At 73.7% G+C, this 24605-nt stretch carries 23 protein-coding genes; 12 read left to right on the top strand and 11 right to left on the bottom strand.

The genetic code is table 11. The features are described from left to right. Positions 1-80: 80 nt before the first annotated feature. From E4623_RS12385 to E4623_RS12365, 5 genes are all read right to left on the bottom strand, one after another. Positions 81-1298, bottom strand: a complete 1218-nt coding sequence (locus tag E4623_RS12385; protein ID WP_245155051.1) for a type II secretion system F family protein — start codon at positions 1296-1298, stop codon at positions 81-83. Next, positions 1295-2524, bottom strand: coding sequence for a type IV pilus twitching motility protein PilT (locus E4623_RS12380; RefSeq protein ID WP_209020650.1), 1230 nt, complete (start codon positions 2522-2524; stop codon positions 1295-1297). Before E4623_RS12380 ends, E4623_RS12385 begins: the two co-directional genes overlap by 4 nt. Further along, complete coding sequence (locus tag E4623_RS12375) at positions 2511-4184, bottom strand: GspE/PulE family protein (protein WP_209020649.1); 1674 nt, start codon at positions 4182-4184, stop codon at positions 2511-2513. Before E4623_RS12375 ends, E4623_RS12380 begins: the two co-directional genes overlap by 14 nt. Positions 4185-4301: 117 nt before the next feature. Then, positions 4302-4808, bottom strand: coding sequence for a hypothetical protein (locus tag E4623_RS12370; protein WP_134766827.1), 507 nt, complete (start codon positions 4806-4808; stop codon positions 4302-4304). A gap of 143 nt (positions 4809-4951) precedes the next feature. Then, positions 4952-6097 (bottom strand): PilT/PilU family type 4a pilus ATPase, encoded by a 1146-nt coding sequence (locus E4623_RS12365; RefSeq protein WP_134766826.1) that lies wholly within the window; start codon positions 6095-6097, stop codon positions 4952-4954. A gap of 140 nt (positions 6098-6237) precedes the next feature. Here E4623_RS12365 and pilM point away from each other — a divergent pair, with 140 nt between their 5' ends. The 8 genes from pilM to E4623_RS12325 all read left to right on the top strand — a co-directional run bounded on the left by pilM (position 6238) and on the right by E4623_RS12325 (position 14033). Beyond that, positions 6238-7260: a type IV pilus assembly protein PilM gene (gene pilM, locus E4623_RS12360; protein WP_134766825.1), complete on the top strand. Its 1023-nt coding sequence runs from the start codon at positions 6238-6240 to the stop codon at positions 7258-7260. Next, positions 7257-8198 carry a hypothetical protein gene (locus E4623_RS12355; protein ID WP_134766824.1) on the top strand — a complete coding sequence of 314 codons (942 nt, stop codon included), beginning with the start codon at positions 7257-7259 and terminating at the stop codon, positions 8196-8198. The genes pilM and E4623_RS12355 overlap by 4 nt, the downstream gene beginning before the upstream one ends. Next, the gene (locus E4623_RS12350) at positions 8195-8830 is read left to right on the top strand and encodes a hypothetical protein (protein WP_134766823.1); all 636 of its coding nucleotides are present in this window, start codon (positions 8195-8197) and stop codon (positions 8828-8830) included. Before E4623_RS12355 ends, E4623_RS12350 begins: the two co-directional genes overlap by 4 nt. Continuing rightward, positions 8827-10212 (top strand): EAL domain-containing protein, encoded by a 1386-nt coding sequence (locus E4623_RS12345; protein WP_134766822.1) that lies wholly within the window; start codon positions 8827-8829, stop codon positions 10210-10212. The genes E4623_RS12350 and E4623_RS12345 overlap by 4 nt, the downstream gene beginning before the upstream one ends. A gap of 84 nt (positions 10213-10296) precedes the next feature. Continuing rightward, on the top strand, positions 10297-11232 hold the full coding sequence (locus tag E4623_RS12340) for a hypothetical protein (protein ID WP_134766821.1): 936 nt from the start codon (positions 10297-10299) through the stop codon (positions 11230-11232). Continuing rightward, positions 11229-12035 carry an A24 family peptidase gene (locus E4623_RS12335; protein ID WP_245155050.1) on the top strand — a complete coding sequence of 269 codons (807 nt, stop codon included), beginning with the start codon at positions 11229-11231 and terminating at the stop codon, positions 12033-12035. The genes E4623_RS12340 and E4623_RS12335 overlap by 4 nt, the downstream gene beginning before the upstream one ends. A 234-nt stretch (positions 12036-12269) precedes the next feature. After that, positions 12270-12713 carry a response regulator gene (locus E4623_RS12330; protein ID WP_134766820.1) on the top strand — a complete coding sequence of 148 codons (444 nt, stop codon included), beginning with the start codon at positions 12270-12272 and terminating at the stop codon, positions 12711-12713. Positions 12714-12716: 3 nt separating this feature from the next. Further along, the gene (locus tag E4623_RS12325) at positions 12717-14033 is read left to right on the top strand and encodes an EAL domain-containing protein (protein ID WP_134766819.1); all 1317 of its coding nucleotides are present in this window, start codon (positions 12717-12719) and stop codon (positions 14031-14033) included. A 15-nt stretch (positions 14034-14048) separates the two neighbouring features. On the opposite strand, the gene E4623_RS12320 is transcribed toward E4623_RS12325, so the two are convergent. The 3 genes from E4623_RS12320 to E4623_RS12310 form a co-directional block, all read right to left on the bottom strand. After that, positions 14049-14567 carry a YbjN domain-containing protein gene (locus tag E4623_RS12320; protein WP_348537293.1) on the bottom strand — a complete coding sequence of 173 codons (519 nt, stop codon included), beginning with the start codon at positions 14565-14567 and terminating at the stop codon, positions 14049-14051. 38 nt (positions 14568-14605) lie between these two features. After that, positions 14606-15841: a D-inositol-3-phosphate glycosyltransferase gene (gene mshA / locus E4623_RS12315; protein WP_134766818.1), complete on the bottom strand. Its 1236-nt coding sequence runs from the start codon at positions 15839-15841 to the stop codon at positions 14606-14608. 93 nt (positions 15842-15934) lie between these two features. Then, positions 15935-16261, bottom strand: a complete 327-nt coding sequence (locus tag E4623_RS12310; RefSeq protein WP_134766817.1) for a hypothetical protein — start codon at positions 16259-16261, stop codon at positions 15935-15937. A 61-nt stretch (positions 16262-16322) separates the two neighbouring features. Between E4623_RS12310 and E4623_RS12305 the strand changes: the two genes are divergently transcribed. Both E4623_RS12305 and E4623_RS12300 read left to right on the top strand, forming a co-directional pair. Next, the gene (locus E4623_RS12305) at positions 16323-17066 is read left to right on the top strand and encodes an SDR family oxidoreductase (protein ID WP_134766816.1); all 744 of its coding nucleotides are present in this window, start codon (positions 16323-16325) and stop codon (positions 17064-17066) included. 253 nt (positions 17067-17319) lie between these two features. Next, complete coding sequence (locus tag E4623_RS12300) at positions 17320-18009, top strand: aspartate/glutamate racemase family protein (protein WP_134766815.1); 690 nt, start codon at positions 17320-17322, stop codon at positions 18007-18009. Between the two features lie 9 nt (positions 18010-18018). Here the strand turns inward: E4623_RS12300 and E4623_RS12295 are convergent, their stop codons facing one another. Continuing rightward, positions 18019-18744, bottom strand: coding sequence for a hypothetical protein (locus tag E4623_RS12295; protein WP_134766814.1), 726 nt, complete (start codon positions 18742-18744; stop codon positions 18019-18021). Positions 18745-18896: 152 nt separating this feature from the next. Here E4623_RS12295 and typA point away from each other — a divergent pair, with 152 nt between their 5' ends. Both typA and E4623_RS12285 read left to right on the top strand, forming a co-directional pair. Further along, positions 18897-20795, top strand: a complete 1899-nt coding sequence (typA, locus tag E4623_RS12290; RefSeq protein WP_134766813.1) for a translational GTPase TypA — start codon at positions 18897-18899, stop codon at positions 20793-20795. Positions 20796-20836: 41 nt separating this feature from the next. Beyond that, on the top strand, positions 20837-22417 hold the full coding sequence (locus E4623_RS12285; protein WP_134766812.1) for a fatty acyl-CoA synthetase: 1581 nt from the start codon (positions 20837-20839) through the stop codon (positions 22415-22417). 136 nt (positions 22418-22553) lie between these two features. Here the strand turns inward: E4623_RS12285 and E4623_RS12280 are convergent, their stop codons facing one another. Both E4623_RS12280 and E4623_RS12275 read right to left on the bottom strand, forming a co-directional pair. Then, positions 22554-23141, bottom strand: a complete 588-nt coding sequence (locus E4623_RS12280) for a rhomboid family intramembrane serine protease (RefSeq protein WP_134766811.1) — start codon at positions 23139-23141, stop codon at positions 22554-22556. Positions 23142-23226: 85 nt separating this feature from the next. Continuing rightward, positions 23227-24546, bottom strand: a complete 1320-nt coding sequence (locus E4623_RS12275; protein ID WP_134766810.1) for an MFS transporter — start codon at positions 24544-24546, stop codon at positions 23227-23229. Positions 24547-24605: the final 59 nt, after the last annotated feature.

The following is a 24605-nucleotide window of genomic DNA, read 5'->3' as shown; positions in this document are numbered from 1 at the left end:
GGGCCGCCTCAGCCCCCGGGTCGCAGGTGCACGACAGCAGCACCGTGCCCGCGACGAGGCGGTCGTCGCCCCGCCCGCGCTCACTGGATGAGGTTCGCGACGTTGAAGATCGGCAGGTACAGCGCCACGATCATGCCGCCGACCAGGGCACCGAGCACCGCGATCATCAGCGGCTCGATGAGCGAGGTCAGCGCCTCGGTGGTGGCCTCGACCTCCTCGTCGTAGAACGCCGCGATCCGCTTGAGCATGCTGTCGACGGCGCCGGTCTCCTCACCGGACGCGATCATCTGCACCACCATCGGCGGGAAGATGGCGTGCCCGGCGAGCGGGCCCGACATCGAGGCGCCCTGGGCGACCGACTGCCGGACGTCGTCGAGGGCGCGGGTGATCACGACCGAGCCGGTGGTCGACCCCACGATCTCGAGCGAGGCCAGGATCGGCACGCCCGAGGACAGCAGGACGCTGAGGTTGCGGGAGAACCGGGCCAGCGCGATCTTGCGGGCGAGCCCGCCGAACACCGGCAGCCTGAGCTTGAGCGGGTCGACGACGTCGCGGACCTTCTCGTCGTTCTTGTGTCGTCGCCACCACCACAGGAAGGCGACGACCACGACGACGAGGCCGGGTCCGATGAACCGGAGCGCGGCGGACAGGTTGACGAGGAACTGGGTCGGCGCGGGGAGCTCCCCGCCGAGGTCGCTGAACATCTTCTCGAAGACGGGGACGATGAACAGCAGCATGCCGACGCACATCAGGATCGCCATCACGAACACGACGACGGGGTAGGTCATCGCCGCCTTGACCTTGCCGCGGAGCTTGACCTCGGCCTCGAACGTGTCGGCGACCTGGCGCATCGCGAGGTCGAGGAACCCCCCGGCCTCGCCGGCCTTCGTCATGCTGATCATGAACGGCGGGAACGTGTGGTGCTCGTCGTTGGCGAACGCGCTGGACAGGCTGTGCCCGCCCTCGACGTCGGTCTTGACCTTGGCGAGGACCTCGCGGAGCGAGGGGTTCTCCACCTGCTCGGCGAGGATCGAGAGGGAGCGGAGCAGGGTGAGGCCGGCGTCGATCATGGTCGCCAGCTGGCGGGCGAAGACGGCGAGGTCCTTCATCTTCACGCGCTTGCGGCCGAGGCTCAGCTCCTTCTGCAGCCCGGTCCCGGCCTCCTTGACCTCGAGCGGGATGTAGCCCATCGCCATCAGCTTCTCGGCGACGGCGCTCTGCGTCTCGGCCTTGACCCGGCCCTCGCGGAACCGACCGTCGGCGTCGCGGACCTTGTAGTCGTAGTGGCCGACGCTCACGTCACGGCTCCCGGCGTCGAGGCGACGCGCCACGGGTCGGACGGGTCGGGACGGCTCGTCCCGAAGGTGGACGGGGACTGCGTCGCCGCGAGGGAGGCGGCCTCGGTCGCGGCCCGGCTCCCGCCGCCGAGCAGGGTGATGAAGTCGCCGATGTTGGAGCAGTACTCCAGGCCCGTGTCCTGGCTGATCCGGCCGGACTTCACGTGCTCGGCGAGGTGGGCGTTGAGGGTCTGCATGCCCTGGCGGCCGCCGGCCTGCAGGGCGCCCGGGATCTGCTGCAGCTTGTCGTCGCGGATCATCGCCCGGATGCCCTCGGTGCACATCATCACCTCGACGGCGGGGACCCGGCCGCGGCCGTCGACCGACGGCACCAGGCTCTGGCACACGACGGCCTGCAGGGTGGCGGCGAGCTGGGTGCGGACCTGCTGCTGCTGGTTGGCCGGGAACACGTCGACGACGCGGGAGACGGTGTCCTGGGCGCTCTGGGTGTGCAGGGTCGCGAACACCAGGTGGCCGGTCTCGGCGGCGCTGATCGCGACCGAGATGGTGTCGAGGTCGCGGAGCTCGCCGACCAGGATGACGTCCGGGTCCTGGCGCAGCACGTGCTTGAGCGCGCTGCGGAAGTCGTGGGTGTCCGCGCCGACCTCGCGCTGGTTGACCAGGCAGCCGTGGTGCTGGTGGAGGAACTCGATCGGGTCCTCGATGGTCATGATGTGACCGCGCCGGGTGCGGTTGACCTGGTCGATGATCGCGGCCAGCGTCGTCGACTTGCCGGACCCGGTCGGGCCGGTGACCAGCACCAGGCCGCGCTTGAGGTTGGCCAGGGTGCCGAGCACCGGCGGCATGCCGAGGTCCTCGAGCCGCTTGATCTCCCACGGGATCATCCGCAGGACCGCGCCGATGGAGTCGCGCTGCCAGAAGACGTTCACGCGGAACCGGCCGACCCCGTGCGTCGAGTGGGCGAGGTCGAGCTCGCGCTCCTCCTCCAGCACCTTGCGCTGTGCCTCGGTGAGGATGGCGTAGATGCTCTCCCGGAGCTGACGTGCCTCCAGCGGCTGCTGGTCGGGCACGGGCACCATGGACCCGCGGATCCGCATGGTCGGCGGGGCGCCGACCGTCAGGTGCAGGTCGGAGGCGCCGGCACGGGTGGCGTGGGCCAGCAGCTGGTCGAGGTCGATGGGTGCGACCGCGCCCGGGGCCCCGCCCTGCGGCTCACCCCACGACACGGAGCACCTCCTCGATGGTGGTCCGGCCCTGCAGGACCTTGAGGCATCCGTCCTCGCGCAACGTCGTCATCCCCTCCGTGCGGGCCTGGCGCCCGATCTCCTCCGTCGAGGCCCGACGGACGGTCATGCGTTCGATCTCCTCGGACACCGGCATCACCTCGTGCAGCGCCATCCGGCCGCGGTAGCCGGTGCCTCCGCACGACGAGCAGCCGACCGGGCGGTGCAGCGTGGTCACGCCGGCCGGCAGCACCAGCTCGACCGAGGCGAGCTCGGCCGGGTCGGGCTCGTACTCGACGGCGCAGCGCTTGCACAGCGCCCGACACAGCCGCTGGGCCACGATGCAGTCGAGCGAGGAGCTCACCAGGAACGGCTCGATCCCCATCTCCACCAGGCGGGTCAGCGCGCTCGGCGCGTCGTTCGTGTGCAGCGTCGAGAGCACGAGGTGGCCGGTGAGCGCGGCCTCGACGGCGATGTTGGCCGTCTCGTGGTCGCGGATCTCGCCGATCAGCACGATGTCGGGGTCCGAGCGCAGGATGCTGCGCAGCGCTGAGGCGAAGGTCAGCCCGGCCTTCGGGTTGGTCTGCACCTGGTTGATCCCGGCCAGCCGGTACTCCACCGGGTCCTCGACCGTGATCACGTTGACGTGCGGCTGGTTCAGGATGTTCAGCGTCGCGTAGAGCGTCGTCGACTTGCCCGACCCGGTCGGCCCGGTCACCAGGATCATCCCGTAGGGCTTGCTGTACGACGCCTTGAACCGCTGGTAGTTGTGCTCGCTGAAGCCGAGGTCGTCGAGGCTGAGCCGGGTGTTGGAGTTGTCGAGCACCCGCATCACGATCTTCTCGCCCCACACCGTCGGCAGGGTCGCGACGCGGAGGTCCATCGTCCGGGTGCCGTGCGTGACGGTGAGCCGGCCGTCCTGCGGGATCCGCCGCTCGGCGATGTTCATGTCGGCCATGATCTTGATCCGGCTGATGACGCCGTTGACGATCGAGCGGGGCGCCCGGTGGGCGTCGGTGAGGACGCCGTCGATGCGGTAGCGCACCCGGAGCTCGCGCTCGGTCGGCTCGAGGTGGACGTCGGAGGCCCGGTCGCTGATCGCCTGGCTGATGAGCAGGTTCACGAACCGGACGACGGGCGCGTCCTCGGTGACCTCGGTGAAGTTGTCGAGCTCCTCCGGCTCGTCGCCGACGTCCAGGTCGGAGCCGAGCGTCGCGAGCTCGCCCTCGGCCCGGTAGCTGCGGTTGATCTGGGCCTCGATCTCGCCGCGCCCGGCCAGCGCGAACACGACGCGGTGCCGCGTCAGCCGTGCGATGTCGTCCTTGAGGTCGAGGTCGTTCAGCGCCCGGAGCGGGACGGCGACGTGCAGCGCGCCGTCGCGACGGGCGAACGGGATGACCGACGAGCGGCGCGCGAAGTCTCCCGGCAGCAGCGAGGCCGCCGACGCGTCGATCGGGAGGTCGGTCAGGTCGACGTACTCGAGCCCGGCGGTCTCGGCCGCCAGGTGCATCAGGGACAGCCGGTCGACGGCGCCGCGGTCGACCAGCACCTCCACCACCGACTGGCCGGGCGCCGCGGACGCCGCGGCGAGGGCGACGTCGTCCGCCGTGACGAGCCCGGCCGCCAGCAGCGCCTCGATGGTGTCCCCGGTCGTCGTCAGCACGTCGGTCTCCGTTCCTGGTCCGCTGGAAGATGTCCGCGTGGCCGGGTGGGGGGGACCCGGCCACGCAGAGTGAGTCTCGGCAGCGGGGAACGGCGACTTGAGCGCCTGGCGGGGGCGTTACGGGGCGAGGATCTCCAGTGCCCGCGTCGGGTCCTGGCGGTAGCGGACGATCAGCTCGGCGGTGGCCTCGTCGATGCGGTCGTGCAGGCCGCGCCGGTACGTCGTCAGCGTCTGCTCGGCGGCGCCGAGCCGCTCGAGAGCCTCGGCGGTGCCGGCCTCGTCGGACGGCGTCGTCCACACGCCCTCGAGGTCGGGCAGGTCGGGGAGCGGGTCGGCCGCGCGCACCCGGTGCAGCGCCGCGCGCACCTGCCCCCGCCCGGTGTCACCGAGCACCCGGGCGAGCGCGTCGACGTCCAGCACCGGGGAGTCGGCGAGCGAACCGGCCTGGAGCAGGTCGACCCGCGCGTGGATCAGGCGACGCCAGTAGGAGATCCGCTCCTCCTCCGCGCGCAGCTTCTCGCGGTAGGACCGCAGCTCGGGCAGGCTCACCTGCGCCAGGTGCGGCGAGGCCGCCGCCGCGGTGATGGTGCGCCGCTGTCCGCTCGGGGGAAGGTCGTCGCTCACGGCGGTCACGATAGGCGACCGGAGTCGGGCGCCGCCGGGGAACGCCGCCGGGGCACGCCGCCGGTGGTCGGGCGGCACGCGCCCGGCACGCGGCCCCTCGAGCCGAGCCTCCCCCATGGTGGCTCGGTCGAGGGGCCGGTGGGTCAGACCGCGACCGGGTTCCACCCGGCGCGGCGCAGCATCACGGCGAGGTCGTGCGGCTTGGACGCCGCCGTCCGGGCGGTCTCCTCGTCGAGGACGCCGGAGGTCACCAGCGTGAAGAGGTGCTGGTCGAAGGTCTGCATGCCGGAGTACTCACCCGAGGCGAGGATGGTCGGGATCAGGTGGGTCTTGTCGGGCTCGGCGATCGCCTCGGAGAAGCGCGCGTCACGCACCGCGACCTCCATGACGCACACCCGGCCGCCGTCGATCCGCCGGACCAGGCGCTGGCACACGACGCCCTCGAGGGAACCGGCCAGGACGGCGCGCACGCGCTGCTGCTCCTCGGCCGGGAAGAACTCGATCAGCCGGTGCACCGTCTCGCGGGCGTCGTTGGTGTGCATCGAGCCGAGGACCAGGTGGCCGGTCTCGGCGGCGGTCATCGCCGCGTGCACGGTGTCCTTGTCGCGCAGCTCGCCGATCAGGATGACGTCGGGGTCCTGCCGCATCGCGGCCCGCAGCGCGTTCGGCCAGCTGCGCGTGTCGGTGCCGAGCTCGCGCTGGGTGACGGTGGCGACCCGGTCGGTGTGCATGAACTCGATCGGGTCCTCGAGGGTGAGGATGTGGCAGGCCCGCTCGCGGTTGATCAGGTCGACCATCCCCGCCAGCGTCGTCGACTTGCCCGAGCCGGTCGGCCCGGTCACCAGCACCAGGCCACGCTGCTTGCGGGCCAGGTCGTGCACCGAGGCCGGCACGTCGAGGTCGGCGAGCGGGATCGGCGCGTCGCGGACCCGGCGCAGGATGATGCCGTCGTCCCCGCGGGTGCGGAAGGCGTTGGCGCGGAAGCGGCCGACGCCGTCGACCACGACGGCGAAGTCCGCCTCGTAGTCGCGCAGGAACTCGCGGCGGGTGGCCGCCGACATCGAGGCCGCCACCATCGCCGAGACCAGGGTCGCGTCGAGCGGCGCGGTGGTGGCGTCCTCGAGCGCGCCGTCGACACGGATCTTGGCGACGGCGCCGGGACGCAGGTGCAGGTCGCTCGCCTCGCGGCTCACGACCAGCTCGAACAGGCTGTTCAGGAACTCGCGGGCGCGCGGGTCGACGGCGTGGTGGTCGGGCTCGGGGGGGACGGCGGCGGTGGGCTCGGGCATGGGGGGCTCCCTTCGTTCACGTGTCTCTTCGGTCGGCGGCGGGTCGGACTTGACCCTCGCGGGCCCTCAAGTGGCGGACGCCGTCGGCCGATGCACCAGGTGCTCGCCCTCATCCCTCCTCACCGCCCGGAGAACCGCCCATGGCATCCACCGTCGTCGGACTCGACATCGGCAGCTCGGCGGTCCGCGCCGTCGAGATCTCCGGTCGCGGCCGGTCCGCCCGCGTGCGCCGCGCCGGCCGGGTCGACCTGCCCCCGGGGGCCGTCGAGGGTGGCCAGCTCCGCGACCACGTCGAGGTGGCGCGCGCCGTACGACGGCTCTGGCACGAGCAGCGGTTCTCGTCGAAGCAGGTGCGCCTCGGCGTCGGGAGCGGCTCGGTGCTGGTGCGCCCGGTCGAGCTCGACTGGATGCCCGCGCAGGACCTGCGCAAGGCGATGCGCTACCTGGTGGCCGACCTCCTGCCGGTGCCGGTCGACGAGGCCAACATCGACCACGTCCTGCTCGGCGAGACCGAGCGCGACGGCAAGCGCCTCGTGCGGGTGCTGCTGGTGGCGACCGCCCGCGACGGGGTGGACGACGTCGTCCGCAGCGTCCAGGCCGCCGGGCTGCGCCCGGTCGCGGCCGACCTCGCCCCGCTCGCCCTGGTCCGGGCCGCCGCCCGGCACACCTCCCCCGACGCCGGCACCGAGGCGGTCGTCGACGTCGGCGCCGAGAAGATCTCCGTCGCCGTGCACACCCGGGGCCTGCCCCGCTTCGTGCGGGTGATCCCCGGGGTCGGTGGCGCGACCCTGACCCGGGCGCTGGTCGACGCGACCGGCGAGGACGCCTCGGTCGCCGAGCAGCGCAAGCGCTCGGCGCACCTCGACGCGCCCGACCAGGTCTCCTCCATCGTCCGCGCGGCCGCCGAGCGGCTCGCCCACGAGATCCGGGACACGCTGCGGTTCTACGCCGCGGCCGACGTCGAGCACCCCCCGGACCGCGTCGTCCTCACCGGCCTCGGCGCCGCCAACCCCGGCTTCTCCGAGCTCGTCGCGGCGACCACCGGGCTCCCCGCCCACGCACTGCCCACGCCGGTCACGGGCCGCGGCCGCAACGCCACGGGTCTCGACCACGACGCCGACCTGGCCGTCTCCTACGGTCTCTGCCTGGGAGTCCCGGCGTGAGCGCGCCCACCCTGACCAGGAACCCGGACCCGGTGCCGGAGAAGCGGCGCGGCTTCGGCCGCAAGCCGGCCGACGGCAAGCCCGTGACGACCGGGAAGCCAGGGAAGGCCGCGAAGACCGGGAAGGCCGCGAAGACCGGGAAGCCCGAGAAGGGCGCCGCGAAGCCGGTCCGTGGACGACGCCGCGCCCAGTCGGTCTCCGCCTCGGTCAACCTGCTCTCGCCGTGGGTCTTCGAGGAGATGAAGGTCCGCAGCCTGCGGCACCGGTTCCTCGCGGCCGCCGCGGTCGTGCTCGTCGTGATCGCAGCGACCTGGGGCCTGCTCCGCATGACGCTGGCCAACGCCGAGACCGACCTGCGCGCCGACGAGCAGGCCGCGGCCGGGCTGCAGCGGCAGATCGCCGAGCTGGCCGACGTCCGCACCTACGTCGGGAACGTCACCGTCCGTGCCTCGGACCTCGAGGACACGATGGCCCACGAGGTCGCGGTCTCGAAGGTCGTGCAGGCGCTCGACGAGGCGCTGCCGGGCGGGGCGGCGTACACCTCGGTCACGATCATGCTCCCCGAGGACCCGACGGTGGCGGACGCGTCGGCCACGACCGAGGCCCCGCTGTGCCCCGGCCCGGACCCGTTCGGCGCGGTGGTGGTCGTGGGGTGCGTCGAGCTGACCGGCACCGTCTCCTCGCGCGCCGAGATCGGCGAGCTCGTGCAGGCACTCGGCACGCGCGACATCCTGGTCGAGCCGTTCGTCCGGGAGTCGAGCATCACCGCGAGCGAGCCCGGCAGCGGCGCCGACGGTTTCGAGTTCGCCGGCTCGGTCGGACTGGCCGAGGCGGTCTACACCGGGCGGTACCTCGACCTGGACGGGTCGGACTCCGACATCGACACCGACATCGACACCGACACCGACACCGACGACGCGAGGGGGCAGGGCCGATGAACCTCAAGTCCGCCCCGGCCACCCTGCTGCTCGGCGCGCTCGGACTCGCGCTGCTGCTCGGGCTCGGCTGGATGGCCCTGATCGGACCCGCGATGGGCGCGATCGGTGAGAACGGCGATGCCCGCCTCGCCGCCCAGGACCGGGCCGGCGCGATGACGGTGCAGCTGGCGAAGCTGCGCCGCCAGGCCGAGGAGCTGCCCGAGACCGACAGGCAGGCGGCCCGCCTGACCGAGATGTGGCCGGCCACCGCCGACCAGCCGGGCTTCTTCGCCCAGGTCTCCGACGCCGCGACCGACGCGGGCATCGGGCTCGAGGACGTCACCGTGCTCAGCCCCGGCGCTCCCCAGCGCGTCGGTGTCGACCCCGGGGCCGCGCCCGCGGAGCCCGGCACCGAGGCACCCGCGGTCGGCATCGGCGACCTTGCCGTCCAGGACGTCACCATCGGCGCCCAGGGCACCTACGCCGAGCTCAGCACCCTGCTCGCCAGGCTCGAGAAGATGCCCCGCGCGTTCCTCATCGGCTCCGTGACCCTCGGCGCCGAGACCGGCGACGCCGAGACGGACGCCCTGAGCCTCACCGTGGTGGGCCGGACGTTCGTGGCCCCGCCCCTCGACCCGCCACCGGTGCCATGAGCGCGGGCGTCCACGGGGGGATCGCGCGCACCACGACGGACGACGATCGGCTCGACCGGTCCGTCGACCGGCTCACGGGCCTGGCCGTCCGCGAGGAGCTGCTCCGGCGCGGCCCGCTCCTGCTCGCGCAGGCCGACGGCCAGCGCCGTCCGGTCGCGGTGCTGGTGCTGGACCTGGACGACTTCAAGGTCCTCAACGACTCCGCCGGGCACCACGTCGGCGACGCGGTCCTCGCGGCCGTCGGCTCCCGGCTGCGGCACACCCTCGGCCCGCAGGACCTGGTGGTCCGGCTCGGTGGCGACGAGTTCGCCGTCGTCACCGCGCCGCTGCAGCACCGCGACGACGCCGTCGTGCTCGCGACGGCGATCATCGAGGCCCTCGGGCGACCGCTGGAGGTCGACGAGCTGCGACTGGGTGTCGGCGTCTCGGTCGGCATCGCCGTCCACGACGAGGACGGCGGCACCGTCGAGGAGCTGCTGCGCGCCGCCGACCAGGCCATGTACGCCGCGAAGGCCGCCGGCACCGGTCAGTGGCGGGCGAGCACCCCCGAGGCGCTGCGCTCGACCGGGGTCACCCGGCAGCTGCTCGCCGAGCTCCGGGCCGGCCGCGCCTCCGAGCAGCTCGTGCTGCACTACCAGCCCCAGCTCGACCTCGAGACCGGGAACGTCGTCGGGTTCGAGGCGCTCGCCCGGTGGGACCACCCGGAGCACGGGCTGCTCCCGCCGCGGCAGTTCATCCCGCTCGCGGAGCGCTCCGGGCTGATGGCCCCGCTGACCGCCGCCGTCCTCGACCGGGCCCTGGGCGACCTGCCCCGGCTGCAGGAGGCCGCCCCCGGCGCCCGGCTGTCGATCAACGTCACCCCGCGCCACATCCTCGGCACCGGTCTGGTCGACGACCTGTCCTCCCGCGTGCGGGAGCACGGGTCGTCGCCGGGCGACATCGTCCTGGAGATCACCGAGCCGCTCACCCGGACCTCCCCCGAGACGACCGCGACCTTCGAGGAGCTGAGTCGACGTGGCTTCGGCATCAGCATCCGCGGCTTCGGGACCGCGCGCTCCTCGCTGACCGTGCTGTGGAGCAACCCCGCCGTCCGCGAGGTCAAGGTCGCCCCGTCGATCGTGGCCGCGATCGCCGAGGACGGCGGCCCGGAGGGGACGGCCGGACGCCGGCGCACCGCGCGCCTGGTCCGGGCCCTCGCGAGCGCGGCGCGCGGGCTCGGGATCCGGGTCGTCGCCGAGGGCGCGGAGGACCCGTCGTCGTTCGCGCTGCTGCGCGAGCTCGGCTGCGAGGTCGTCCAGGGCTTCGCGGTCACCCAACCGGCCGGCATCGACGAGGTGGTGCGGTGGTGCCGGGCCCGGCAGGTGGAACCGGCGCTGCGCTGACCTCAAGTGAGCGGGCGGGGACGCCGATGACAGGGGTGACCCTGCCCGTCCCCGCCCGACCCCATCCCGAGATCGGAGGGCGTCATGCCTCCCCTGCTCCTGCTCCTGCCGCTGCTGCTGGTCGCGCTCGTCGCGCTGGTCGTGCTCCGGCGCCGCCGGTCGGACGCGGCGACGGGCACAGCGGCCACCGCACGTGACAGCGAGGAGGTGCGGCTGCTGCGGCTGCAGGTGGAGACGCTGACCGACGCCCTGCACGAGGCCAACGCCCGCACCACCGCGGCGCCGGCTGGGCCACCCGCACCGGCCGAGGCGGCAGCGTTCACCCCCGACCCCGCCCCCGAGCCCGTCGTCCCGATCACCGTCGCGGACGTGGTGCCGGAGGTGGCGCTGGACGTGGCGCCCGAGGGGGCGCCGGACGCACTGTCCGGGCCGCTGCTGGGACCGCTGCCCGACCTGCCGGCTCCCTCACCGGCCGACCGCACCGCCCGCGCCTACGCCGACCTGTCGCGCTCCCTGGCCGGCACCGGCCGGACCCGCGAGGCGGTGCTGGCCCAGTGGGCCGCCGACGTCCGGGTGCTGGCCCCGCTGCTCGCCGACCGCGGCGACGAGCTGTGCGCGGCCCTCGGGACGATCGACCCGGCCGACCCCGTCGCCACCCTCCTAGGCGCCCGGGCCGCGGCGTCCGCGCTGGTGGGGCCGTCGTTCGCGGTGTCGGCGCTGCTCGCCGACGTCTCGCACCTCTCCGGTCCCGTCCCGGCCGGTCGTCGCGCCGAGCCGCACGGCGACGTGTCGGCCGACGTCCTGCCGGACCACCTGGTGCGTGCGCTCGAGAGCGTGCTCGTCGGGTCGGCGGCGCTGGCCGGGGACCACCTCGGGGTCTCCGTGGGCCTGCGGTGCGACCTCCTGGCCCACGTCGTCACCGCCGAGTCGCCGGCCGACGTCGAGGCGCGGGTGCGCGACCTCCTCGAGGCGCACGAGCGGGGCCGCTTCGACACCGCGCTCGCAGGTCGGGCGTCGTGACCGACGCCGCCGCGGTGCCGGCCGGCCTCGTGGTCGCCCTGGCCGGCGTGCTCGGGCTCCTGGTGGGCTCGTTCCTCAACGTCGTCGTGCACCGCGTCCCGGCCGGGCTCTCCGTCGTGAGCCCGCCGTCGGCGTGCCCCGGCTGCGCCCACGTGGTCCGCCACCGCGACAACGTCCCGGTGGTCTCCTGGCTGCTGCTGCGCGGGCGCTGCCGCGACTGCGCCGTGCGGATCCCCGCGCGCTACCCCCTGGTCGAGGCCGGCACGGGTGCCGCCTTCGCCGTCACGGCCTGGCGGTTCGACGACCCGGTCGTCCTGGTCGCCGCGCTGGTCGTCGTCGGCGCGGGCATCGGGCTCGCCCTGATCGACCTCGAGCACCAGCGGCTGCCGTTCGCGATCACCCGCGTCGCGACGATCCTGGTGGTGCTGGTCGTGGTGGCCGGTGCGGCGGCCGGCAGCACGATCGACTGGACGGCGGTCGCCGTCTCGGTCGCGTGCTGGACCGGCCTGTACGCGCTGCTGCACTACGGGTCGGGCGGCCGGGCGATGGGACTCGGGGACGTCGCCCTCGCGCCCGTCCTCGGCTTGGTCCTCGGCCTCGTCGGCTGGCCGGCCGCCATCGTCGGGCTGTTCGGGGGCTTCGTGCTCGGCACCGTGGTGCTGGTGCCGCTGCGGGCGACCGGCCGGATCGGACGGCGGGCCGCCGTCCCGCACGGTCCGTTCATGCTCGCCGGGGCCGCGCTCGGCCTGTTCCTGGGGGTGCCTCTCAGCCAGGCCTACCTGGCAACTGTCGGCATCACCTGAGACGACCCGGCCCCCGCTCGTTCGCCTCCCGCGCCGAGACCCGGGGTGCGGTGCGCCACAGGCGCCACCTCCTGTCCCAGGGATGACCACCTGTCCCGCGGTCCAGACCTGTGACACGAATTGTTGGAAAGCCTGGGCACAGCGACGCGCGACCAGCCAGACTCACCCTGGCCGCACTCCCCCCGCTCCCCGCACCCCCCGGTGCGACTGGTGCGCGCTTCCCCAGGAGGTTCGATGCACCCCCCCGTCCTCGTCATCGGTCAGGATGAGGCCCGACTGCGCTCGACGCGTGACGCGTTCGTGCGTGAGCGGCTCACGAACCCGGTGGTCGGCGTCGCCGACGCCGTCGCGGCTCGCGCCTACATCCTGGGCCACGCGCCCTACGCGGACCGGGACCGGCACCCGCTGCCGGCCGTGGTCGTCACCGACCTCCACCTCCCCCGGGGCGGCGGCCTCGACGTCCTGCGCACCGTCCGCAGCCACCTGAGCCTGCGCCGCACGCCCGTCATCCTCGTCGGCGACGAGAGCAGCGACGTCGACGAGGACGAGATCGCCGAGGCCCGACAGCTCGGCGCCGCCGCGGTGCTGGGCCGCCGGGTGGCGGTCGACGTGCTCGTCGGGGTCATCCGCGACACCGGTGTGCCCTGGACCGTCGGCCACGCCGAGATCGGGGCCTGAGGGATGCCGCCCCCCTCGACGGCACTCGGTCTCGACCAGCACGGCGCCACGCTCCCGACGACGACGTCGCTGGTCACCGCGATCGCCGAGCTGCGAGCCGGCCACAGCGACCACCGGCACACCCTCGTCCTGCTCGCCGCCTCGGTCACCAACGCCGCCGAGATCGCCGACGTGCACGGCGCCCAGGCCCTCGAGGTCGTGACGGGCGAGGTCACCCGCCGCGCGATGCAGCACGACGGCGTCCGGGTCCGGCTGCTGCGCTCCTCCCCGCTCGGCGGGTTCCTCGCCGCCGCGGTGGTCCGCCGGGAGACGGCCCGTGCCGAGGTCGAGGACCTCTTTGCCGACGTCCGTGGCCTCGTCGACCTCGTCGGGGACCAGGTCTGGCCGGTCCTGACCGTGGGCGCGGCCGAGTGCGACGTCGACGACCGGATCTGGTCGGTGATCCGCGACGTGCGCTCCGCCGTCGTCGCCGCCGGCCGCGAGGCGCCCGGCGCGATCCGCTGGCACGAGGGCGTGTCGACCTACAACGTGGCCGACGAGCTGACCCGGGTCCGCGACCTCGCCGTCGCCCTCACGCAGGAGCCCGGCCAGCTGCAGCTGCACTACCAGCCCGTCCAGAACCTCCGCGACGGCGCACTCGTCGGCGCCGAGGCCCTGCTGCGGTGGACCCATCCCCTCCGGGGGCCGATCTCGCCGATGCTCGCCGTGGAGGCCGCCGAGCGCACCGGGCTGATCGTCCCGCTCGGTCGGCTCGTGCTGGACCGGGCCCTCGCGCAGACCGCCGTCTGGCTGCAGCAGCTGCACCCCGGCTTCCGGATGCACGTCAACGTGTCCCCGATCGAGCTCGGCGAGCCGTCCTACGTCGACCACGTCGAGGCCGCCCTGGCCCGAGCCGGTGTGCCCGCCGCCAACCTGCTCCTCGAGATCACCGAGACCGCGATGCTCAACGACGAGCCGGCGGTCCACGCGACGCTGCTCGGGCTGCGCGAGCTCGGCGTCGGGCTGGGCGTCGACGACTTCGGCACGGGGTACTCCTCCATCGCCCACCTGCACCGCCTCCCGATCGACACCGTCAAGGTCGACCGGTCGCTGATCTCCGGCATGGGTGACGACGTCGGCGCCTTCCAGCGGACCCGCGCCGTGATCGGGCTGGTCACGACGCTCGGGGTCACGGTCGTGGCGGAGGGCATCGAGTCCGCCCTCGAGTCCGCCCACCTGCAGGCGATGGGCTGCAGCATCGGGCAGGGCTACCACCTCGGCCGGCCGGTGCCCGCCGCGGAGTTCCTGCCGGCGACCCACGCCCCGGGCCGCACGGCCTGACCTCGCCGGTCGGGCCTACGCCTCGTCGTTCTCCAGCCAGCCGCGGAACGCCTCGAGGTTCTTCGTCGACTCCCCGCGCAGCCGGCGCCACGCCCACTCCTTGCGGATCGACGTCGCGAAGCCGAGCTCGAGCAGGGTGTTGAACGACTCGTCGGCCGTGGCGAGCACCGACCCGAGCAGCCGGTCGAGCTCGTCGGCGTTGATGGCGACGAGCGGCAGGCGCGCGTCGAGGTAGATGTCGCCGAGCCGGTCGACGGCGAACGCGACGCCGTAGGTGCGCAGGTTCTTCTGCAGCAGCCACCGGTAGACCTGCTCGTGGTTCTCGTCGGGTGCCCGGCACACGAAGGCGTGCACCCCGAGGGCGTGCGGCCCGATGTCGAGCCGCACGGGCGTCTGCAGCTTCTTCTCGCCCGGGAGCGCGAACGAGAAGACGCCAGCTCCCTGGCCCGCCGGCTCCTCGTGGTCGAGGTCGTTGTCGCCCAGGTACGCACGGACGACGGCGACCAGGTCCGGGTCGGCGCCCTCCGCGACCAGCTCGGCGGGGTCGACGTCGGTGCTCGTGCTGGGGTCGGTCACCCCACCGACTCTCGCATGAGGGTGCGTGCCCTCCGGTACACCCCGAGCGTCTGGTCGGCGGTCGCCTCCCACGAGAACTCCTGCGCCTGGGCGAGCGCCCCGACCGCGAGCCGGTCGCGCAGCGCGGGGTCGTCGACGACCCGGCCGAGCGCGGTCGCCCAGGCGTCGGCGTCGTGCGAGGGGACGAGCAGCCCGCTGCCGCCGTCGCGGACGACGGTGGTCAGCCCGCCGACGGCCGCCGCCACCACCGGGGTGCCGCAGGCCTGGGCCTCGACGGCCACCAGACCGAAGGACTCGTTGTGCGAGGGCACCGCGACGAGCGTCGCGGCGGCGTACCACCGGGCGAGCTCACGCTGGGTCACCGGCGGGACGAACCGGACGACGTCGTCGACGCCCAGCTCGACGGCGAGGGCGGCCAGCGCGGAGGGCCGGTCGAGGCCACTGCCGGAGGGGCCGCCGACGATCGGCACCACGAGGCGCGAGCGGAGGCCGGGGTCGCGAGCGAGCAGCACCGCGACCGCGCGCAGCAGGACGTCGGGCGCCTTGAGGGGCTGGATGCGGCCGGCGAAGAGCAGGACGACGGCGCCGGGGGCGAGGCCGAGCGCGGTGCGGGCCGCGACGAGCGGCTCGGGGCGGAACAGGTCGAGGTCCACGCCGGGGTGGACGACGTCCACCCGCGCCGGGTCGGCGTCGTACAGGTTGACCAGCTGCTGGGCCTCGAGCGCGGTGTTGGCCACCAGCACGTCGGCGGCCTCGACCACCTGCTCCTCGCCGATGAGCCGGGCGGCGGGCTCGGGCGTGTCACCGTCGGCGAGCGCGCCGTTCTTCACCTTCGCCATCGTGTGCATGCTGTGCACCAGCGGCACGCCCCACCGGTCGCGCGCGAGCGCTCCCACCTGGCCGGAGAGCCAGTAGTGCGAGTGGACGGCGTCGTAGTGCCCGACCGGGTGCGCGGCCTCGGTGCGCAGCACCTCGCGGGCGAAGACGCAGAGCTGGCCGGGCAGCTCGTGCTTGGTGAGACCCTCGAAGGGTCCGGCGGCGATGTGGCGCACCAGGACGCCGTCCGCGAGCGGGACGACGGGCTCGAGGGTCGAGCTGGTGGCGCGGGTGAAGACGTCGACCTCGACGCCGCGGCGGGCGAGACGGCGGGCCAGCTCGACGACGTAGACGTTCATGCCGCCGGCGTCACCCGTGCCGGGCTGGTCGAGGGGCGAGGTGTGCAGGCTGATCATCGCCAGTCGCCTCACGTCCACCACGGGGTGCTCAACACGCGTGGCCGGCCGAGCATTCCCGCGACCGGGACCTCGGCTCGCCCGCTCGATCACCTACGCCTCGTCCGGCCGGGACGAACGGAGCACCGTGACGGCGACCGACAGCGTGGCGAGCCCGCCGACGACGGCGCCGAGCTGACGCTCGGACGCGAGCTCGTGGCCGACCTCCAGGACGGCCCAGCCGAGCGTCAGCGCACCGATGGCACCCATGAGGGCCAGCACCCGCGGCCGCGCGAGGCCCGCGCCGGCCAGGGCGACGGCGACGCCGACCAGGCCCCACCCCACCCAGCCGAACCGCTGGTCGGCGACGAACAGGTGGGCCACCAGCACGATCCCACCCAGGAGGGCGGCGCCCCACGTGGCCAGCTCCAGTCCTCGCACCCCGGCTCTCCTCCCCGGCCCTGGCGACTTCTCGACCGGCCAGGGCGTGGATGATCGTGCCATGACCCGTCACGCCGTCGTCACCGGAGCCAGCAGCGGGATCGGCGCCGCGACCGCCCGCTCGCTGGCCGCCACCGGCTTCCACGTCTACTGCGCCGCCCGTCGCACCGAGCGGGTCACCGAGCTCGCCGAGGAGATCGGCGGCACGGCCGTGACGTGCGACGTCACCGACCCCGCCTCGGTCGCCGCGCTCGCCGAGGTGGTCGGCGGCCGGCTCGACGTCCTCGTCAACAACGCCGGCGGCGCGTTCGGCGCCGCGACCGTGGCCGAGTCCGACGCGGACGACTGGCGCCGGATGTACGAGGTGAACGTCATCGGGTTGATGCAGGTGACCCGGGCCCTCCTGCCCGCCCTGCTCGCCGCCGACGACGGAGCCGGGATCATCTGCAACGTGGGCTCGACCGCGGGCCGGATCGCCTACGAGGGCGGGGGCGGCTACACCGTCGCCAAGCACGGCACCCAGGTCGTCTCCGAGACGCTGCGCCTCGAGCTGTGGGACCAGCCGGTGCGGGTCACCGAGATCGCTCCCGGCATGGTGCGCACCGACGAGTTCGCCCTGACCCGCTTCGACGGTGACGCGGAGCGGGCGGCGGCGGTCTACGCGGGCGTCGCCGAGCCCCTCGTCGCCGAGGACGTCGCCGACGCGATCACCTGGATGGTCACCCGCCCGCGCCACGTCAACATCGACGAGCTCGTCATCCGCCCACGCGCCCAGGCCTCCCAGTTCAAGGTCCACCGGAGCTGACCGTCCGAGCTGGCCGCCCGAGCTGGCCGCCCGAGCCGGCGAGGGCGGGTCAGCTCGACGGTCGTCGAGCAAGCGGCGCGACCGAGGGTCGAGGTGGCAACCCGCGTGTCGAGACGCCTGGCCCATCAAGGCCAAGCCCCCGAGGTCGGGTCGGCAACGGCGGGCCGGGGTCTCGCCGGCGCTCGTCGACGTTCGCCTGCTCAACCTCCGGTGAGGGACGGGCGGCGCGCCGAGGGTGCGGCAGACTGACCCCGTGCAGACCATCGGACTCATCGGCGGCATGAGCTGGGAATCCAGCGCCGTGTACTACCAGATGCTGAACGCCGGCGTGGAGCAGCGCCTCGGCGGGCTGTCCTCGGCGCGGACCGTGATGGCCTCGGTCGACTTCGCGGAGGTCACGGCCCTGCAGGAGCAGGAGCGCTGGGACGACGTCGCGGCGATCCTCGTGGCGGCGGCCCGCTCGGTCGAGGTGGCCGGCGCCGACTTCCTGGTGCTGTGCACCACGACGTTCCACCGGGTCGCCGACCAGGTCGCGGCGGCCGTCTCGATCCCGGTGCTGCACCTCGCCGACGTCGTCGCCGAGGCGTGCGTGGCCCGTGGTCTCGACTCCGTCGGCTTCGTCGGCACCACCTTCGCGATGTCGCGCGACTTCTTCGTCGAGCGGATGGCCTCGCACGGGCTGACGGTCCACGTGCCCGACGCCTCGCAGCACGCCGAGGTCAACCGGATCATCTACGAGGAGCTCGTGCACGGCCGGGTGCTCAACAGCTCCCGCCGCACCGTCGTCGGGCTCGTCGACCAGCTGTGGGACGCCGGCGCCGGCGGCCTCGTGCTCGGCTGCACCGAGCTCGAGCTGCTCGTGAAGCAGGCCGACTCCGAGCTGCCGCTGTTCCCCTGCACCACGCTGCACGTCAACGCCGCGCTCGACCGCGCCCTGGCCTGAGCCGCCGGCTCAGCCTGCGGTCCGGCCGAGCAGCCGGGCCATCCGGACGGCGTGCTGGCGGTTGATCACGCGGGTGTCCCGCTGGATCCAGGAGCGCTCGATGCGGCGGCCGCGGAGGACGTAGACCTCGAGGTTGCGGGCGACGCTGGAGTCGAGGAACCGGCTCGCGGTCCGGAACCCGAGCCGCCGCTCACCGAGGGCGGGCACCGACACCGGGCTCAGCGTCCTGGTCGTGTCGCCGTCGGTGGCGGTGCCCTCGCACCGGGTCGCGTAGTCGACGAGGGCCTGGAAGCCGGCGCGGGCGCGGCGCCGCGAGCCGAACTCGTAGACGAAGAACGTCGGGTCCTCGCGGCCCTCGAAGTACGGGACGGCGCCGTCGGCGTCGAGGTAGGCGGCGAACCGGACCGACCGGGCGCGGAAGCCGCCGGTGAGCCCGACACAGGTGTCGTCGTACAGGTCGAGAGCACTGCCGACGTCGAGCGCCCGGCTGCCGCCGGCGAGGAACGGGAAGATCCGCGCCACCTGCCCCGTGGTCGGGACGTCGGCCCCGGTCACCCCTCGCTCGGCGGGGACCGCGGCGTCGGCCCGCGCGGCGACGGAGGTGGTGAGCAGGGCCGCGACGAGGGCCCCGACGAGGGCCACGAGGAGGGCCGGCACGAGGGCCGGTGCGAGGGCCGGCGCGAGGCGGCGGAGGACGAGGACGGGGCGGGCACGCCCGGGGGTGGTGGTGGTCATGTCCGGTAGGACGCACGGGCGGGCCGAAAGTTGCCGCCCGCCGCCGATGCGGGCCAGCGCGGTCACCCTCACTAGACTCGGTCCTGCGCACTCGCGCCCGGCGACGTCGGCCGACGTCCCCCTTACTCCTGAGAACAGACCGAGGCTTTCGCATGTCCGACCGGACCACCACTCGCTCCGACCTGCGCAACGTCGCCATCGTGGCGCACGTCGACCACGGCAAGACCACCCTCGTCGACGCGATGCTGCGCCAGGCCGGGGCGTTCACCGCCCACCAGGCCGAGTCGGTCGCCGAACGGGTCATGGACTCCGGCGACCTCGAGCGCGAGAAGGGCATCACGATCCTCGCGAAGAACACCGCGGTGCACTACGAGGGCCCCGCCGGTGGCGGGATGCCGATGGTCATCAACATCATCGACACCCCCGGCCACGCCGACTTCGGCGGCGAGGTCGAGCGCGGCCTGTCAATGGTCGACGGCATCGTCCTGCTCGTCGACGCGTCCGAGGGCCCGCTCCCCCAGACCCGCTTCGTGCTGCGCAAGGCGCTGAACGCCGACATGCCGGTGATCCTGGTCGTCAACAAGACCGACCGCAGCGACGCGCGCATCGCCGAGGTCGTCGACGAGACCTACGAGCTGTTCATGGACCTCCTCGACGAGAGCCACAGCCAGGACGCGCTCGACTTCCCGGTGGTCTACGCCTCGGGCCGCGCCGGCATCGCCAGCCTGACCGCGCCCGAGGACGGCACGATGCCCGAGGGCAGCGACCTCGAGCCGCTGTTCAAGACGATCCTCGAGACGATCCCCGCCCCGACGTACACCGAGGGCGCGCCGCTCCAGGCCCACGTCACCAACCTCGACGCCTCCCCGTTCCTGGGCCGGCTCGCGCTCGTCCGCGTCCACGAGGGCACCCTGCGCAAGGGTCAGCAGGTCGCCTGGATGCGCCGCGACGGCGAGGTCAAGAACGTCAAGATCACCGAGCTCCTCGTCACCGAGGGCCTCGAGCGCAAGCCCGGCGAGTCCGCCGGCCCCGGCGACATCGTCGCCATCGCCGGCATCCCGGAGATCACCATCGGCGAGACGCTCGCCGACCCGGAGAACCCGGTCGCGCTCCCGCTCATCCACGTCGACGAGCCGGCCATCTCGATGACGATCGGCACCAACACCTCCCCGCTGGTGGGCCGCACCAAGGGCGGCAAGGTCACCGCCCGCCTCGTCAAGGACCGCCTCGACGTCGAGCTCGTCGGCAACGTGTCGCTGCGGGTGCTCCCGACCGAGCGGCCCGACGCCTGGGAGGTGCAGGGCCGCGGCGAGCTGGCGCTGGCCATCCTGGTCGAGCAGATGCGCCGCGAGGGCTTCGAGCTCACCGTCGGCAAGCCGCAGGTGGTCACCAAGGAGATCGACGGCAAGGTCCACGAGCCGTACGAGCGCCTGACGATCGACGCCCCCGAGGAGTACCTCGGCACGATCACGGAGCTGCTCGCGAGCCGCAAGGGCCGCATGGAGCAGATGACCAACCACGGCACCGGCTGGGTCCGCATGGAGTTCATGGTGCCCGCCCGGGGCCTGATCGGCTTCCGCACCGAGTTCCTCACCGACACCCGCGGCACCGGCATCGCGCACGGCATCTCCGAGGGCTACGAGCCGTGGGCCGGGGAGATCCGCTCGCGCACCAACGGCTCACTGGTCGCCGACCGCAAGGGCGCGGCGACGGCGTACGCCATGACCAACCTGCAGGAGCGGGGCACGATGTTCGTCGAGCCCACCACCGAGGTCTACGAGGGCATGATCATCGGCGAGAACTCCCGCGCCGACGACATGGACGTCAACATCACCAAGGAGAAGCAGCAGACCAACATCCGCTCCGCCACCTCCGACAACTTCGAGAAGCTCATCCCGCCGCGCAAGCTCTCGCTCGAGCAGTGCCTCGAGTTCTGCCGCGACGACGAGTGCGTCGAGGTCACGCCCGACATGGTGCGCATCCGCAAGGTCGTCCTCGACCAGAACGAGCGCGCCAAGACCGCCTCCCGCGTGCGCAAGGGCGGGCGCTGACCGACCTCCCGGTCTCCGGCTCCACGTCGTAGGTTCGGTCCATGGACCCGGAGATCTCCCACGCCCGCCAGCACACGCTCGGAGACCTGCCCCGGCGCAGCGCCGCCCGGTACCCCGACAAGACCGCGATCATCGACGGGTCGACCCGGCTGACCTTCGCCGAGCTCGACGCGACGGTCGACCGGGTCGCGGCCGCGATCGCCGACGCGGGTCTGGCCAAGGGTGACCGGCTCGCACTGCTGAGCCACAACTGCTGGCAGTTCGCCGTCCTCGACTTCGCCGCGGCGCGGGTCGGCGTCGTCCTGGTGCCGATCAACTTCATGCTGGGCGGCGACGAGATCGCCTACATCCTCGACCACAGCTGCGCGTCGGCGTTCGTGGTCGAGGACGGGCTCCTCGAGGTCGCCGGGCAGGCCCTCGGGGCGCTCGGCCGAGCGGTGCCGGTCCGCGCCGTCGTCCGGCTCGCCGACGGCGCGGTGCCCGACGGCTGGGTCGACCTCCAGGACTGGGTCGAGCGGGACGGCGTCCCGCCGCACGTGCCGGTGGCCGACGACGACCCGGTGCGGATGATGTTCACCTCGGGCACCGAGTCCCGCCCCAAGGGTGCCCTGCTGAGCAGCCGGGCCCTGATGTGGCAGTACGTCTCGTGCGTGATCGACGGGTCGATGAGCGCCGACGACGTCGAGCTGCACACCCTGCCGCTCTACCACTGCGCCCAGCTCGACTGCTTCCTCGGCGTCGACGTCTACCTCGGAGCGACCTCGGTGATCCTCCCCGGGCCGGACCCGGCCGCCGTGCTGGCGGCGATCGCCGAGCACCGGGTCACCAAGTACTTCGCGCCGCCCACGGTGTGGATCGGTCTGCTGCGCTCCCCCGCCTTCGACACCGCCGACCTGTCCTCGCTGCGCAAGGGCTACTACGGCGCCTCCCCGATGCCGGTCGAGGTGCTCAAGGAGATGCGCGAGCGGCTCCCCGACGTCGACCTGTGGAACTTCTACGGCCAGACCGAGATGGCGCCGCTGGCCACCATCCTCGGTCCCGAGGAGCAGCTCACCCACGCCGGCTCCGCCGGCCGGGCCGCGCTCAACGTCGAGACCCGGATCGTCCCCGCCGACGGATCCTCGGTCGACCCGCTTCCCCCGCACGAGGTCGGCGAGATCGTGCACCGCTCCCCGCACGCGACGCTCGGCTACCACGACGACCCCGCCAAGACGGCCGAGGCGTTCCAGCACGGCTGGTTCCACTCCGGCGACCTCGGCTACCTCGACGACGGCGGCCGGCTCTACGTCGTGGACCGCAAGAAGGACATGATCAAGACCGGCGGCGAGAACGTCGCGAGCCGCGAGGTCGAGGAGGCGATCTACACGCTGCCCGGCGTCGCCGAGGTCGCCGTGTTCGGCGTCAGCCACCCGCGCTGGGTGGAGGCGGTCACCGCCGTCGTCGTCGCCCGGGCCGGCGCCGAGCTCACCGCCGACGACGTGCTGGCCCACGCCCGGTCCGTCCTGGCCGGCTACAAGGCCCCGAAGTACGTCGTCCTGGCCGACGCGCTCCCGAAGAACCCCAGCGGCAAGATCCTCAAGCGCCAGCTCCGCGACGAGCACGCGACCATCGCGAGCGACTGAGCCCGGGCGCCGCAATCCACGCCGAGTCGGCGCGGAGTTGAAGTCGGATCGCGTCGAGTCGGCGTTCGTGCTCGACGCGAACGCCGACTCGGCGTCACGCCCGGACCACGCAGACGCAGGGCGTCGGCGGCGTGGGTCAGACGACGGTGCGCTCGCGCTCGGCGAGCAGGAACGCGGCGAGGGCGCCGCCGAGAGCGCCGAAGAGGTGTCCCTGCCAGGAGATCCCCGGCTCGCCGGGAAGGACGCCGAGGAGCACGCTGCCGTAGACGACGAGCAGCGCCACCCCGAGCAGGATCTCGCGGACCCGGCGGTTGAAGACGCCGCGCAGCACCAGGTGGACGAGCCAGCCGAACACCAGCACGGACGCGCCGAGATGGACCGTGTCGGAGGGCGCCACCAGCCACACCCCGAGCCCGCCGACCACCCAGATGACCGCGGTCGCCTGCAGCCCGCGAGCCACGCCGGTGACCAGGACCAGGAAGAGCAGGACCAGTGCCGGGAGCGTGTTGGCCTCGAGGTGCAGCCAGCCGCCGTGCAGCAGCGGGGCGACGAGGATCCCGACCAGGCCCTCGTCGGAGCGCGGCCGGACGCCGTACTGGTCGAGGCGGTGGTCGGCGAGGGCGTCGATGATCTCGATCAGCCACAGGAGCGCGACGAAGCCACCCGCGCCCAGGGCCGCGACCGCGACCGGCGAACGCCGGCCGGTCTCCTGCTGCGTCCTCATGGAGCAACTGTGCCACCCGGCACCGGGTGCCCGGACCCTGTGCCCGGCCCGGCCCGGCCCGGCCGGGGCGCGGCGCCGGCCCAGGTCAGTCGAGGGCGACGGGGCGGCGCAGCTCGGCGGTGATGGTGACCAGGCCGAGCAGGGGCAGCGCGGCGAGCACGGCGAGGCTCCAGCCGACGCCGATCGGCTCCCCCAGCCCGCCCACGACGGCCGATCCCACGCTCCCGCCGACCAGGAACACCAGCGTCGCCACGCCGAGTGCGACACCACGCACGTCGGCGTCGACGGCATCGGCGACCGCGGCGGTCATCGCCGGCTGCCCCAGGCCGAAGGCCACGGTGACGAGCAGGACCCCGACGCCGAGCAGGGGCGCGGAGACGGTGGTGGCGCCGACCGACGCGATCACCAGGGCGACGGTCGCGACGACGCCGGCGATCGCGATCGCCCGGGTCGGGCCGGCCGAGGTGATGAGCGGACCGGCCACCCGCGGCACCACGAGCGCCAGGGCCGCGCTGGGCACCAGCAGCAGTCCCACCTGCCACGGCTCCCAGTCGTGTGCCACCAGGACGCCGGGCACCGCGACGAGCAGCGCGAACCAGGACGCCGGCACCGCGGCGGCGGCCACCGCGCTGCGCACGACGGTGCCGTTGCGGACCACCGACATCGGCAGGAACCCGTGCGGGCGGCGCCGCACCCGGACGATCGTGGCCGGCGTGCCGAGGACGAGCAGGAGCACCCCGGCGGCCAGCACGACGAAGCCGGTCGACGGCGACTGCACGACCAGGACGACACCGGCAGCGGTGAACGCGACCAGCAGTGCACCGAGCAGGTCGAGCCGCGCCCCGCTGCCCTCGCGCGTGAGCGCCGGCCACAGCACCGGCAGCACCAGGAGTCCGAGCACCGGGAGCGCCATCACCGCTCGCCACCCGAGCGCCTGCTCGAGCACGCCCCCGAGGAGCGGACCGAGGCAGCTGATCGCGGCCGCCATCCCGGCGAGCCGCCCGAGCGCGAGCCCGCGCACGGAGCCGGAGTACCGCCCGTTGAGGACGGCGACGCCGAGGGTCGGCACCGCGGCGGCACCGGCGCCCTGCAGCATCCGGGCCAGGACGAGGGTCTCGAACGTCGGCGCAGCGGCGGCCAGGACGGCGCCGGCGGTCATCAGGCTGACGCCGACGAGCAGCGGGATCCGGATGCCGACCAGGTCGGAGAACCGGCCGTAGACGGCGGTCGTCACCGCGAGCATCAGGGTGTAGAGGCTGATGGTCCAGGTGGCGGTCCCGGGGCTGACGCCGAGGTCGTCGCCGATGAGCGGGAGCGCGATCGCCGCGGAGGACGAACCCATGCCGGCCAGGCCGAAGAGGAGTCCCAGGAGCAGCGACACGCGGCGGGAGTCGTCGGTGGTCATCGTGGGGGCGAACCACCAGCGGCGCCGGGATGTTCCCGGCGCCGCTGGTCTCGTTCGTG

It is taken from the genome of Nocardioides sp. 1609, from assembly GCF_004522105.1.
Taxonomy (GTDB): Bacteria; Actinomycetota; Actinomycetes; order Propionibacteriales; family Nocardioidaceae; genus Nocardioides.
The sequence above is the reverse complement of the archived record's forward strand: the minus strand, read 5'-3'. Positions and strand labels throughout refer to the sequence as shown.